7 protein-coding genes are annotated in these 13,122 nt (G+C 70.6%); 4 read left to right on the top strand and 3 right to left on the bottom strand.

Features of this window, described 5'->3' with window-relative positions:
• Positions 1–493: transglycosylase SLT domain-containing protein (locus E1202_RS32440; protein ID WP_235879069.1), on the top strand; the 493-nt coding region annotated here is incomplete at its 5' end.
• A gap of 119 nt (positions 494–612) precedes the next feature.
• Here the strand turns inward: E1202_RS32440 and E1202_RS27995 are convergent.
• Complete coding sequence (locus E1202_RS27995; RefSeq protein ID WP_132686330.1) at positions 613–1,305, bottom strand: FadR/GntR family transcriptional regulator; 693 nt, start codon at positions 1,303–1,305, stop codon at positions 613–615.
• Positions 1,306–1,473: 168 nt separating this feature from the next.
• Here E1202_RS27995 and E1202_RS27990 point away from each other — a divergent pair, with 168 nt between their 5' ends.
• On the top strand, positions 1,474–2,862 hold the full coding sequence (locus E1202_RS27990) for a GntT/GntP/DsdX family permease (RefSeq protein WP_132686329.1): 1,389 nt from the start codon (positions 1,474–1,476) through the stop codon (positions 2,860–2,862).
• A 300-nt stretch (positions 2,863–3,162) separates the two neighbouring features.
• Positions 3,163–5,457 carry a HelD family protein gene (locus tag E1202_RS27985; RefSeq protein WP_132686328.1) on the top strand — a complete coding sequence of 765 codons (2,295 nt, stop codon included), beginning with the start codon at positions 3,163–3,165 and terminating at the stop codon, positions 5,455–5,457.
• Between the two features lie 130 nt (positions 5,458–5,587).
• Here the strand turns inward: E1202_RS27985 and E1202_RS27980 are convergent, their stop codons facing one another.
• Both E1202_RS27980 and gltB read right to left on the bottom strand, forming a co-directional pair.
• On the bottom strand, positions 5,588–7,090 hold the full coding sequence (locus E1202_RS27980; RefSeq protein ID WP_132686327.1) for a glutamate synthase subunit beta: 1,503 nt from the start codon (positions 7,088–7,090) through the stop codon (positions 5,588–5,590).
• Positions 7,083–11,633, bottom strand: a complete 4,551-nt coding sequence (gene gltB / locus E1202_RS27975; RefSeq protein ID WP_132686326.1) for a glutamate synthase large subunit — start codon at positions 11,631–11,633, stop codon at positions 7,083–7,085. The genes E1202_RS27980 and gltB overlap by 8 nt, the downstream gene beginning before the upstream one ends.
• Before the next feature lie 534 nt (positions 11,634–12,167).
• Between gltB and E1202_RS27970 the strand changes: the two genes are divergently transcribed.
• Positions 12,168–13,109, top strand: coding sequence for an ABC transporter substrate-binding protein (locus tag E1202_RS27970; RefSeq protein ID WP_132686325.1), 942 nt, complete (start codon positions 12,168–12,170; stop codon positions 13,107–13,109).
• The last annotated feature ends 13 nt before the right edge of the window (positions 13,110–13,122 follow it).

Here is a 13,122-nt window from a genome sequence, read left to right as displayed (position 1 = left end):
GTGCACCACGTCGTGCCCGGTGTACTGGTCGGACGGCAACTACTTCGGCCCGGCCGCGATCGTCAACGCGCACCGGTTCATCTTCGACAGCCGTGACGAGGCCGCCCCGGAGCGCAAGGAAGCCCCGAAGCCCGAGGACCAGATCGACGCCTGGATCCACGAGGCCGTCCAGATCATGGAGAAGAGCGGCATCCCGCGCGACCAGATCGACGCCGAGGCCATCCGGACGATCATCATGCACGAGTCCAACGGTGACCCGGGCGCCACGAACAACTGGGACTCCAACGCCGCGGCCGGCACCCCGTCGATCGGTCTGATGCAGACCATCGCGCCGACCTTCGAGTCGTTCGCGCTGCCCGGCCACCAGAACATCTACGACCCCGTCGACAACATCATCGCCGCCACCCGCTACTCGATCGAGCGCTACGGCTCCGTCGCCGACGTCCCCGGCGTCTCGGGCCTGCGTTCCGGCGGCAGCTACCAGGGTTACTGATCCCGGGCCGAATCCCTCGCGACCACTCCCCCGAGGTCGCGAGGGATTCGTGCGTCCGGGGGCGGTTCTGGCCGGAACCGACCGGCGAAGCGGGCTTGATCACCGACCCGCTGCCGCGCTCAGGGCTCCAAGCCCTCGAGCGTTCCCTCGAGGGCTTCGGCCACCAGCTCGCGCATGGCCCACTCCGCGCGAACCCGGTCGCCCGCCCGGATGCACTCGGCGATCTCGCAGTGCAGCCGGACCGCGACCGGACGCGGGTGCACCGGCATCAGGCCGTGACCGGCGCGCCACCGCAGCAGCTCCTCGACGACCTCGTGGAGCTGGGCGAACATCTCGTTGCCGGAGGCCGTGAGGATCAGCCGGTGGAACTCGACGTCGGCGTCCATGAACGCCTCCAGGTCACCGGCGCGCGAGGTGGCCACCATCCGCTCGGAGAGCGCGACCAGCCGGGCCGCGTGGTCGTCCTTCGCGCGGTCCGCGGCCGCCGCGGCGGCGACGGGTTCGACGGCGGTGCGCAGTTCGGCGAGGGTCTTGAGCTCCGCCGAGCGGTCGGCGGCCAGCCGCCAGCGGATGAGCATCGGGTCGAAGCTGTTCCACTCCTCGCGCGGGCGCACCACGATGCCGACCCGCTTGCGGCCCAGGACCAGCCGGATGGAGGCGAGGGTGCGCACGACCTCGCGAGCGACGCTGCGGGAGATGCCGAAGCGCTCCTCCAGCTGCTCGATGCGCAGCACGCTGCCGGGAGCGTGGAGGCCCGCGGCGATCTCCCCGCCGAGGACTTCCAGCACCTTGCCGTGCAGCCCGCCGCTCATCCGCCACGCTCCTTCACCGGTGAAAAACGCGTTCGACCAGTGCCCGAGAGTAGGCGGCGAACCCGGGTGACCGGCGTAACAGTAATACTTAATCGGTCATGAAAGACTAAAAGTCATACTTATTGCTTAGGCTGTGGCGCGCACCAGCTGCTCAACGAGGAGCCCTCCATGCTTTCCAGCCTTTCCGCCCCGCTCGCCCAGGCAGCGTCCTGGACGGCGCACGACACCCGTCTGCTGAGCGCCGCGGTCGCCGGCATCGCGGTGATCGTGCTGCTGATCAGCTGGGCGAAGCTCCACCCCTTCCTGTCCCTGGCGCTCGGCGCGACCACGCTCGGCGTGGTGGCCGGGATGCCCTTCGGCGACCTCGTGGACACCTTCACCGAGGGCCTCGGCAAGACCGTCGGCGACGTCGGCCTGCTCGTCGCGCTCGGCGCCATGCTCGGCAAGCTGCTCACCGACAGCGGCGGCGCCGACCAGGTCGTCGAGACGGTCATGCGCCGCACCACCAGCAGGACGCTGCCGTGGGCGATGGTGTTCATCGCCGCGCTGCTCGGCCTGCCGATGTTCTTCGAGGTCGGCGTCGTGCTGCTGGTCCCGGTCGTGGTCATGGTCGCCGCCCGGACCGAGCAGCCGATGCTGCGGATCGGCATCCCGGCGCTGGCCGGCCTGTCGATCCTGCACGGTCTCGTCCCGCCGCACCCCGGTCCGCTCGCTGCCGTCGACGCGCTGCACGTCGACCTCGGTCTGACGTTGGCGCTGGGCATCGTGGTGGCCATCCCGACCGCGATCGTCGCCGGCCCGCTGTTCGGCTCCTACATCGCCAAGCACGTCGACCTGCCGCCGGCCACCCAGCTGCTGGGCAAGGCGCCCGAGCAGGAGGAGCGCCCGCACCGGCCGAGCTTCTTCGCCGCCGTGGCGATGCTGCTGCTGCCGGTCGTGCTGATGCTGTGCAAGTCGGTCGCCGACCTGGCGCTGGCCGAGGACACGCTCGGCTACACGATCCTGGACACCATCGGCACGCCGGTCGTGGCGATGATGCTGACCGTCCTGATCGCGATCGTGGTGCTGGGCCGCGGTGCCCGCTTCTCCCGCTCGCAGCTGTCCGACGTCGTGGGCGGTTCGCTGCCCGCCATCGCCGGGATCATCCTGATCGTCGGTGCCGGCGGTGGTTTCAAGCAGACGCTGGTCGACTCCGGTGTGAACAACACGATCACCGACCTGGCGTCCGGGGCGCACCTGTCGCCGCTGGTGCTGGGCTGGCTGATCGCGGTCGGCATCCGCGTCGCGACGGGTTCGGCGACGGTCGCCACGATCTCGGCCGCGGGCATGGTGGCACCGCTGGTCATCGGCCTACCGCCCGCGCAGGGCGCGCTGGTCGCGCTGGCGATCGGTTCCGGCTCGCTGTTCCTCTCGCACGTCAACGACGCCGGGTTCTGGCTGGTCAAGGAGTACTTCGGCATGACCGTCGGCCAGACCCTCAAGACCTGGTCGGCCATGGAGACCCTCCTGTCGGTCGTCTCCTTCGTGGTCATCCTCGGCATCTCCGCCGTCGTCTAGGGACAACCGAAACCCTCCGAAGAACCCCTGGAATCCCCGGACTCCAGGGGTTCTTCCGTCCCCACCCCACCAACCGGTCACCCAGGTCCTCCCCCGGCCCGGGGTGACCGGATCTCAGCGGAGATCAGGAACCGGAATTCCACTGAAATCGGGTTCCTGATTTCCACTGAGATCCCGGACGGGACCGGCACCGCGGGGTCCGGGCGCGACTCGGCACCCCGGGTTGGGAGACGCGGTATATTGGCAGGTCGGGCCGTGGGGTCCGGTTGTTCTTGTCCGCGCCCGGCATGAGGTGGCGAATTGTCCGACGCCCGAGTTGATCGGGAAACCGTCCGCACCGAGGAGATCGCGGCCGAACAGCGCTACCTGAACGTGCTGTACGGCAAGCTCGACGACCTCAGAGCGGAGACGACGCAGCGGCTCAAGGACACGCTGCGCGACAGCGGCGGTCCGCCGCAGGCCCGCACCGAGCGCGACATCTCCACCCGGATGTACACCGACAAGCTCACCCAGCTCAGCGCGGTGGAGCACGGGATGTGCTTCGGGCGCCTGGATCTCGACGGCGGCGAGACCTTCCACGTCGGCAGGATCGGCCTGTTCGACGAGGACAACGAGTACGAACCGCTGCTGCTGGACTGGCGCGCCCCGGCCGCCCGCCCGTTCTACCTGGCCACCGCCGCCGCGCGCGACGGCGTGCAGCGCCGCAGGCACCTCAAGACCAGCTGGCGCAAGGTGCTCGACTACGAGGACGAGATCCTCGACCTGGACGCCGCGGAGCAGGGCAGCGATCTCGGTCTGGCCGGCGAGGCGACGCTGCTGGCGCGGCTCGATGCCCGGCGCACCGGCCAGATGCAGGACATCGTCTCCACGATCCAGGCCGAGCAGGATCGCGTCATCCGCGCCGGCATGAACGGCGTGCTGGTCGTGCAGGGCGGGCCGGGCACCGGCAAGACCGCCGTCGCACTGCACCGCGCGGCCTACCTGCTGTACACGTTCCGCGAGCAGCTGTCCAAGCGCGGCGTGCTGGTCGTCGGGCCGAACCCGACGTTCCTGCACTACATCGGCCAGGTGCTGCCCTCGCTGGGCGAGACCGGCGTGCTGCTGTCCACTGTGGGCGGTCTGTACCCCGGGATCGCCGCCACGGGAACCGAATCCGCGCAGGTCGCCGAGATCAAGGGGCGGCTGAGCATGACCGACGTGCTCAACGCGGCGGTCCGCGACCGGCAGCAGGTCCCGCCCGACCACGTCGAGGTCACCTTCGACCGCGAACCGCTCCGCCTGCACCGCAAGGACGCCACCGCCGCGCGCTCCCGCGCCCGCCGCACCCGCCGTCCGCACAACCTGGCGCGCAGGGTGTTCCGCGACGAGATGTTCCGCGCGCTGACGATGCAGGTCGCCGACCGGCTCGGCCGGGAGCTGCTGGACCGGCGCGACCTCGACGAGATCAACGTGGAGCTGCGCGCCGACCCCGAGGTGGCCCGCGCGCTCGACGAGCTGTGGCCGGAGCTGACCCCGCAGCTGCTGCTCGACGAGCTGCTCAGCTCCCCGGAACGCCTGGCCACCGCCACCGCGAAGGTTCTCGACGACGCCGAGCGCGACGCCCTGTCACGCCCGGCGGGCACGCCGTGGACCCCGGCCGACGTCCCGCTGCTCGACGAGATCGCCGAACTGCTCGGCGAGGACGACGCCCAGGAGCGCGCCGACCGCGAACGCGCGGAGCGCGAGGAACTCGCCTACGCGCAAGGCGTTCTGCACATCATGGAGCAGGACGAGGAGATCGCCGACGAGGAGCGGCTGCGGGTCTCCGACGTGCTCGACGCGGAGCTGCTGGCCGAGCGGTTCCGCACCCGCAGCGACCTCACCGCCGCCGAGCGCGCCGCCGAGGACCGCACCTGGACCTTCGGGCACGTCATCGTCGACGAGGCGCAGGAGCTCTCCGAGATGGCCTGGCGGGTGCTGATGCGCCGCTGCCCGAGCCGGTCGATGACGCTGGTCGGCGACGTGGCCCAGACCGGCGCGCTGGGCGGGACCCGGTCCTGGCACGAGGTGCTCTCCCCGTACGTCCAAGACCGCTGGAAGCAGGCGGAGCTGACGGTGAACTACCGGACCCCGGCGGAGATCATGGACGTCGCCGCCGAGGTCCTATCCGAGATGGACACGGATCTGGAGCCACCTCACTCCGTCCGCACCACCGGAAACCTGCCGTGGGCGCAGCAGATCCGGCGCGAGGACCTGCTCTCCGAGCTGCCCCAGCTGGTGTCGGCCGAGCTGGCCGAGGTGACCGACGGGCGGCTGGCGGTGCTCATGCCGCCGGACCTGCTCGCCGAGATCGGGTCGGAGCTGGCCCAGTCGCTACCGGAGGCGGTCGTCGGCACCCGCCCCGACGACCTCGAATCCCCTGCGGTGCTGCTGACCGTCGACGAGGCCAAGGGGCTGGAGTTCGACGCCGTGCTGCTGGTGGAACCGGAGGCGATCATCGAGGCGTCCGAGCGCGGCATCAACGACCTCTACGTCGCCCTGACCCGGGCCACCCAGCGCCTCGGCATCGTCCACTCCGGCGACCTGCCGCCCGCGCTGGCGCGTTCCTTCGGCTGAACCGCCGCACGCATGGGTGCACAGCTCCCATGGCCCGATCACGCCGAGCGGCGCCTTTGCAGCCGGGTGGGCGGTTCCGCGAGGAATCGCCCGACTCCTGGGCGGACGGCAATTCCTCGCGGAACCGCGCTCACACCGCCAGGGGGAGGGCAGTGGGGTGGACCGGGGATGGGAGTTCGGAGGTTCCCATCAGGTGGCTGTCCACCGCGTGCGCGACCGAGCGGCCCTCGGCGATGGCCCAGACGACCAGCGACGCGCCGCGGTGGGCGTCACCGCAGACGAACACGTCCGGAGCGGTGGTCTCCCAGTTCGACCCGGAGCCGATCGTGCCGCGCTTGGTGAGCTCGATGCCCAGGCCGTCGAGCAGCGGCATGCGCTCGACGCCCTCGAAACCGATCGCCAGCAGGGCGAGGTCGCAGGGCAGCTCCTCGACCTCGCCGGAGACCGGAACCACCTGGCGGCGCCCGTTCTCGTCGCGGCTGACCTCGACGTGCCGCAACCGCACCGCGCGAACGCGGCCCTCGCCGTCGCCGACGAAGGACTCGATGGCGACCGCGAACTTCCGCTCACCGGCCTCCTCGTGCGCCGGGTAGGTGCGCAGGACGTACGGCCAGACCGGCCACGGCGAGAGCTCGTCGTCGCGCTCGGTGGGCGGCTGCGGGTAGTTGTCCAGCTGCGTCACCGACAGCGCGCCCTGGCGGGTCGCGGTGCCGTAGCAGTCGGCACCGGTGTCGCCGCCGCCGAGGATGATGACGTGCTTGCCCTCGGCCGAGATCGGCGTGGGGCCGTCACCCTCGAGCTCCTTGTTGGACGGGACCAGGTGCTCCATCGCCAGGTGCACGCCGTCCAGCTCGCGGCCTTCGATGGTGGTGTCGTCGCGGCCGCGCAGCGCGCCCACCGCGAGCACCACGGCGTCGTGACCGGCGCGCAGGTCGGCCACGGTCAGGTCCGCGCCGACCTCGCAGCCGGTGACGAACTTCGTGCCCTCCTCGCGCATCTGCGCCAGACGCCGGTCGAGAGCCGACTTCTCCATCTTGAACTCCGGGATGCCGTAGCGCAGCAGGCCGCCGATGCGGTCGTCGCGCTCGTAGACGGTCACCTCGTGGCCCGCGCGGGTGAGCTGCTGCGCGGCGGCCAGGCCCGCGGGGCCGGAACCGACCACGGCGACCCGCTTGCCGGTGTGCTCCTCGGTGATGCGCGGGGAGACGTAGGAGTTCTCCCAGCCGACCTCGGCGATGGTCTCCTCGACCCGCTTGATCGCCACCGCTCCCCCGGCCTCCGGCGAGATCGCCAGCACGCAACCGGATTCGCACGGCGCCGGGCACAACTTGCCGGTGAACTCGGGGAAGTTGTTGGTCGCGTGCAGCCGATCGCTGGCCGCCTCCCACTGGCCGCGGCGGACCATGTCGTTCCACTCCGGGATCAGGTTGCCCAGCGGGCAACCCGCCGAACCCGAGTGGCAGAACGGGATTCCGCAGTCCATGCAGCGGGCGGCCTGGGTGGAGACCTGCTCGTTGCGGTCCTCGGTGGACAGCGCGGCGTAGACCTCGTGCCAGTCGCCCAGCCGCTCATCGGTGGGACGCTTCGGTGCGTCGGCCCGCGAGTGCTTCAGAAAACCCTTGGGGTCAGCCACGGGAAGCCTCCATGATCACCTCGTTGACGTCCCGGCCCTCGATCTTGGCCATCCGCATGGCGTCCAGGACCCGCTGGAAATCGCGCGGCATCACCTTGGTGAACGCCGCCGAGCGCCGCGGCCAGTCGCCCAGCAGCGACGCGGCCACCGCTGAACCGGTCAGCTCGTGGTGCTGCCGCACGACCTCGCGCAGCCACTTGAGCTCCTTGGTGCTCAACGGCTTGAGGTCGACCATCGCGGTGTTCACCCGCACCGGGTCCAGGTCCAGCACGTAGGCGATGCCGCCGGACATGCCGGCGCCGACGTTGCGGCCGGTGCCGCCGAGCACGATCGCCCGGCCGCCGGTCATGTACTCGAAGGCGTGGTCGCCGACGCCCTCGCAGACCAGCTGCGCACCGGAGTTGCGGACGGCGAAGCGCTCGCCGACCTGGCCGCGCAGGAAGATCTCACCGCTGGTCGCGCCGTAGCCGATCACGTTGCCCGCGATGACCTGGTCCTCGGCGCGGAACGCCGAGGACGGGTCGGGGCGGACCACGATCCGGCCACCGGAGAGGCCCTTGCCGACGTAGTCGTTGGCGTCACCGACCATGTCCAACGCGATGCCGGCGGGCAGGAACGCGCCCAGCGACTGGCCGGCCGACCCCTCCAGCTCGACGTGGATGGTGTCCTCCGGCAGGCCGTCGCCGCCGAAGCGGCGGGACACCTCCGCGCCGAGCAGGGTGCCGACGGTGCGGTTGACGTTGCGCACCGGCAGCTGCAACCGGACCGGGCGGGCGTCCTCCAACGCCGCCTCGGCGAGCTGGATCAGCGTGCGGTCCAGCGCCTGGTCGAGGCCGTGGTCCTGCTCGCGGACCTTCCGGCGCACCGGCGAGTACGGGGTCCGCGGCTCGGCGAACACCGGCTCCAGGTCCAGGCCCCGGGACTTCCAGTGCTGCACGGCGTTGTCGCGCCGCAGCGCCGAGACCTGGCCGATGGCCTCGTCCAGCGTCCGGAAACCCAGCTGCGCCAGGTGTTCCCGCACTTCCTGGGCGATGAACTCGAAGAAGTTCACCACGTGCTCGACCTGACCGGTGAACCTCTTGCGCAGGTCGGGGTTCTGGGTCGCGACACCGACCGGGCAGGTGTCGAGGTGGCAGACGCGCATCATGATGCAGCCCTCGACGACCAGCGGTGCGGTGGCGAAGCCGTACTCCTCGGCGCCGAGCAGCGCGGCGACCACGACGTCGCGGCCGGTCTTGAAACCGCCGTCGCACTGCACCGTGATCCGGTCGCGCAGGCCGTTGAGCAGCAGCGTCTGCTGCGTCTCGGCGAGCCCGACCTCCCACGGCGTGCCGGCGTGCTTGAGCGAGGTCAGCGGCGCGGCACCGGTGCCGCCGTCGTGGCCGGAGATCAGCACCACGTCGGCGTGCGCCTTGGACACACCCGCCGCGACCGTGCCGACGCCGACCTCGCTGACCAGCTTGACGTGCACGCGGGCCTGCTCGTTGGCGTTCTTGAGGTCGTGGATCAGCTGCGCCAGGTCCTCGATCGAGTAGATGTCGTGGTGCGGCGGCGGCGAGATCAGCCCGACGCCCGGCGTGGAGTGCCGCGTCTTGGCGATCCACGGGTACACCTTGTGCGCGGGCAGCTGACCGCCCTCGCCGGGCTTGGCGCCCTGGGCCATCTTGATCTGGATATCGCTGGCGTTGACCAGGTATTCGCTGGTCACGCCGAAGCGACCGGAAGCGACCTGCTTGACCGCCGAGCGCCGCTCGGAGTCGTAGAGCCGGTCGACGTCCTCGCCGCCCTCACCGGAGTTGGACTTGCCGCCGATGCGGTTCATCGCGATCGCCAGCACCTCGTGGGCCTCGGCGGAGATCGCGCCGTAGCTCATCGCACCGGTGGAGAACCGCTTCATGATCGCTGAGGCGGGCTCGACCTCGTCGATGTCGATCGGGTCGCGCCCGCTGTCGAACTCGAACAGCCCGCGCAGGGTGCCGCCCTCGGCCGCCAGCCGGTCGCACTCCGCGGTGTACTCGCGGAACTTGTCGTACCGGCCGGTCTTGGTCGAGTGCTGCAGCAGGAACACCGTTTCCGGCGTGAACAGGTGCAGTTCGCCCTCGCGGCGGTAGGAGTAGTCGCCGCCGGTCTCCAGCTTGCGGTGCACGCGCTCGGTCGGGTTGTCCGGGTAGGCGCGGCGGTGCCGCTGCGCGACCTCCTCGGCCAGCTCGTCGAGTCCGACGCCGCCGAGCTTGGAGGTGGTGCCCAGGAAGTAGGACTCCACCACCTCCTGCGACAGGCCGACGGCCTCGAAGACCTGCGCTGCCGTGTAGGCGCCGACGGTCGAGATGCCCATCTTGGACATCACCTTCAGCACGCCCTTGACCAGCGCCTGCACGTAGTTGCGGAGGGCGACCTTGGAGCGCACCCCGGAGATCTGGCCGGTCGAGATCATGTCCTCGATGGCCTCGAACGCCAGGTACGGGTTGACCGCCGCCGCGCCGTAGCCCAGCAAGGCGGCCACGTGGTGCACCTCGCGCGCGTCACCGGACTCCACGACCAGCGCGACGCGCAGCCGCTCCTTGGTCTGGATCAGGTACTGGTGCACCGCCGAGGTCAGCAGCAGCGACGGGATCGGCGCCCACTGGTGGTCGGAGTCCCGGTCGGAGAGCACCAGCACGCGCGCACCGGCGGCGATCGCCTCGGACGCCTCGGCGCGGACCCGCTCGATGGCGTCCGCCAGCGCCGCACCGCCACCGCCCACTTCGTACAGACCGGACAGCACCGCCGAGGAGAACCCCGGCAGGTCGCCGTCGTCGTTGATGTGGATGAGCTTGGCCAGCTCGTCGTTGTCGATGACCGGGTTGGGCAGCACGATGTGCCTGCAGGACGCCGACGACGGGCTCAGCAGGCTCTGCTCCGGGCCCATGATCCGCGCCACCGAGGTCACGATCTCCTCGCGGATCGCGTCCAGCGGCGGGTTCGTGACCTGCGCGAACTGCTGCACGAAGTAGTCGTAGAGCATCCGCGAGCGCTGAGACAGCGGAGCGGGCGGGGTGTCGGCGCCCATCGACCCGAGCGGCTCAGCGCCGTTGGTGGCCATCGGCGCGAGCAGCAGCGCCAGCTCCTCCTCGGTGTAGCCGAAGGACAGCTGGCGGCGCACCACCGACTCGTGGGTGCTGACCACGTGCTCGCGGTCGGCGAGCTCGTCGAGGTTGAGCAGACCGGCGTGCAGCCACTCGTCGTAGGCGTGCTCGGAGGCGAGCTCGGCCTTGAACTCCTCGTCGTCGACGATGCGGCCCTGCTCGGTGTCGATCAGGAACATCCGGCCCGGCTGCAAGCGGCCCTTGGCGACCACCTCGGACGGGTCGACGCCCAGGACACCGGCCTCGCTGGCCAGCACCACGCGGTCGTCGGCGGTCCGCCACCAGCGCGCCGGACGCAGGCCGTTGCGGTCGAGCACCGCGCCGACCAGCGAACCGTCGGTGAAGGTGACGCACGCCGGGCCGTCCCACGGCTCCATCAGGCTCGCGTGGAACTGGTAGAACGCCTTGCGCTTGGGGTCCATCTCAGCGTGGTTCTCCCACGCCTCCGGGATCATCATCAGCACCGCGTGCGGCAGCGACCGACCGCCCAGGTGCAGCAGCTCCAGGACCTCGTCGAAGGACGCCGAGTCGGAGGCGTCGTCGGAGCAGATCGGGTACAGGCGCGACAGCTCGCCCGGGATCAGGTCGGAGGCCAGCAGCGCCTCGCGGGCCCGCATCCGGTTGCGGTTGCCGCGGATGGTGTTGATCTCGCCGTTGTGCGCCACGTAGCGGAACGGGTGCGCCAGCGGCCACGACGGGAACGTGTTCGTGGAGAACCGGCTGTGCACCAGCGCGATGGCGCTGGCCAGCCGCTCGTCGGACAGGTCCGGGAAGAACCCGGGCAGCTGCTGGGTGGTGAGCATGCCCTTGTAGACGAACGTGCGCGCCGACAACGACGGGAAGTACAGCTCCAGGCCCCGCCGCGCGGCCTCGCGCTCGGCGCGCTTGCGCAGGCCGAACGCCAGCCGGTCCAGCTGCAGGCCGGACTCGCCGCCGTTGCCGGCGACCATCAGGGTCGCGAAGTGCGGCATGCAGTCGCGGGCGGTGGTGCCCACGTCCGCGCTGTCCGGGGTGGTGGGCACCTCGCGCCAGCCCAGGACCGTCAGGTCCTCCTCGGCCGCGATCTCCTCCACCAGCACCACGACGCGCTCGCGCTGCTCGGCGTCGGCCGGCAGGAAGCCCAGACCGGCCGCGTAGCGGCTCTCGCCGTTCTCGGCGGGCTCGGGCAGGGGCACGCCCGCCGTGGCGCGCAGGAGCTCGTCAGGCAGCTGGAGCAGGATGCCCGCGCCGTCGCCGCTGGTGGGCTCGGCGCCCGCGGCACCGCGGTGCTCCAGGTTCGCCAGGGCGGTCAGAGCGTCCGCGACGATTCCATGCGAACGCCGACCTCGAACGTCGGCGACCATGGCGACGCCGCAGGAATCCTGCTCCGCAGCCGGGTCGTACAGGCCCTGGGCCGCTGGGATCGCAGAGAAGACCACTGCGCAGACCTCCCTCGTCATGCTCGTGCTTGAAAGTCGGCGGTCGGCCATTGACCTGACTTCTTCGACTTCTGGGCACGGGACGGCACTGGCCCGCAGCTGGAATGCACCGGTTCTGCCGTTGAAGATTTCGGGAGCGAGATTTCGGGCGCGATCGCCCGCTCGCTGTAACCGGAGCGTTGAGCAGACTTTAACAGCCAGGATACCCGGAAGCAGCAACTTGAAAGTGATGCTGAACATCTTGTTGTAACGCCCGTCGCTGGTTACACGACCAGGACTCGGCTGCTCAGGACCGGCGCGGTCACGTCACGACCGGAACGCGGCCTGAACACATCACACAGCCCGTCGGCGGCTCGCCCGAGCGAACCGCACGCCGGCGGACACGGTCCGTCGTCGAATCTACCCGCAGCGTCGCCGCCTGGGTAGCGCTCGCCCTCCGGCAGGTTCCCCGAGCGATCTTTGCTGATATCTTTCCAGCTCAGGGCACCCACCGCGGTGGGTGTTCGTTTCGCCAGCTCCGACCCGAGGGAAGACATGACCGGGTTCCGCCGTCTCGCCGCCCTGATGATGGCCGCATTCGCCCTGTTCACCATGGTCACGGCGTGCGCGACCCGCCAGCACTCCCCGGTGCCGGTGGTGCCCGACGATCCCGCGTCGTCCTTCCCGGCGAAGGTCTCGCTGCCCGGCGGCCAGCCGGTGACCCTGCTCCAGCAGCCCAAGCGGATCGTCTCGCTGTCGCCGTCGGCGACCGAGACCCTCTTCGCGCTCGGCGCGGGCGACCAGGTCATCGCCGTCGACCAGCACTCCACGTACCCGGAGAACGCGCCGCGCACCGAGCTGTCCGGCTTCACCGCCGACGCCGCCGCCGTGGCGAGCAAGAACCCGGACCTGGTCATCGCCCCGGACAACGCCACCCAGCTCGCCGAAGGCCTGAAGGTGGTCGACGTGCCGGTGCTGCTGACGCCCGCGGCCGCCAGCCTCGACGACGCCTACCAGCAGATCCAGGCGATCGGCCGCGCCACCGGGCACGGCAACCAGGCGAACGCGATGGTGCAGAAGATGCGCACCGACATCGCCGACATCGTGGCCTCCACGCCCAAGCCCCCGCAGCCGATGAGCTACTTCCACGAGGTCAGCCCCGACCTCTACACGGCGACCTCGCAGAGCTTCGTGGGCAACGTGTACTCGCTGTTCGGGATGGTCAACATCGCCGACCCGGCCGGTGGACCGTTCCCGCAGCTGTCGCAGGAGCACGTCGTGCAGGCCAACCCGAACCTGATCTTCGCCGCCGACACCAAGTGCTGCGGCGTCAACGCCGCCGCGATCGCCGCGCGTCCCGGCTGGCACACCATCGACGCCGTCCAGCGCAACCAGGTCGTGGAGCTCGACGACGACCTGGCCGGCCGCTGGGGACCGCGCGTGGTGGAGCTGGTGCGCTCCATCAGCCAAGCGGTGGGCAAGGCCCAGCAGGGTTGATCTCGCCGACCCG

This window comes from Saccharopolyspora karakumensis (assembly GCF_004349225.1).
GTDB lineage: Bacteria > Actinomycetota > Actinomycetes > Mycobacteriales > Pseudonocardiaceae > Saccharopolyspora > Saccharopolyspora endophytica.
This window is presented reverse-complemented; position numbering and strand designations above follow the sequence as displayed.

What these genes read in the sequence shown, in the direction of transcription:
- E1202_RS27970 (WP_132686325.1), top strand. Translation starts at nt 12,168, where the DNA reads ATGACCGGGTTCCGCCGTCTCGCCGCCCTGATGATGGCCGCATTCGCC.
- E1202_RS27990 (WP_132686329.1), top strand. Translation starts at nt 1,474, where the DNA reads ATGCTTTCCAGCCTTTCCGCCCCGCTCGCCCAGGCAGCGTCCTGGACG.
- E1202_RS27995 (WP_132686330.1), bottom strand. Translation starts at nt 1,305, where the DNA reads ATGAGCGGCGGGCTGCACGGCAAGGTGCTGGAAGTCCTCGGCGGGGAG.